The organism is Kribbella sandramycini, assembly GCF_013131805.1.
Lineage (GTDB): Bacteria > Actinomycetota > Actinomycetes > Propionibacteriales > Kribbellaceae > Kribbella > Kribbella sandramycini.
In genome coordinates, this window is the sequence record NZ_JABJRC010000034.1 from 1 (window position 1) to 529 (window position 529).

Below are 529 nucleotides of genomic sequence, written 5' to 3' on the forward strand. Positions count from 1 at the left end.
TCACCAAGGACCAGATCGAGGACTTCTACTCGCACCTGCTCGAGGTCGGGGTGGAGGTGCTGGACGCCGACGGCGAGGTCATCGCGAAGGACGCGGCGACCCAGACCGAGCGCCCCCCGGAGCTCGACCTCACGGTGGAGCCGAGCCTCGACAGCCTTCGCCTCTACCTCCGGGAGATCGGCCGCGTCCCGCTGCTCACGGCCGGCGAGGAGGTCGCCCTCGCGAAGCGCATCGAGCGCGGCGACCTGGTGGCCAAGGCCGCGATGGTCGAGGCCAACCTGCGGCTCGTGGTCAGCATCGCCAAGGGCTACCTCGGGCGCGGCCTCTCGTTCCTCGACCTCATCCAGGAGGGCAGCCTGGGCCTGATCCGGGCCGTCGAGAAGTTCGACTACCGGCGCGGCTACAAGTTCTCCACCTACGCGACGTGGTGGATCCGCCAGGCGGTCACGCGCGCCATCGCGGACAAGGGGCGGACCATCCGCATCCCCGTCCACATGGTCGAGAAGCTCAACAAGGTCGTGCACGTCGA

General features: G+C 69.0%; 1 protein-coding gene. It reads left to right on the forward strand.

Annotation, left to right across the window (positions count from 1 at the left end; genetic code table 11):
- Positions 1-529, forward strand: a 529-nt coding sequence (locus HPO96_RS37480) for a sigma-70 family RNA polymerase sigma factor (protein WP_272954803.1), incomplete at both ends; no start/stop codon positions are given.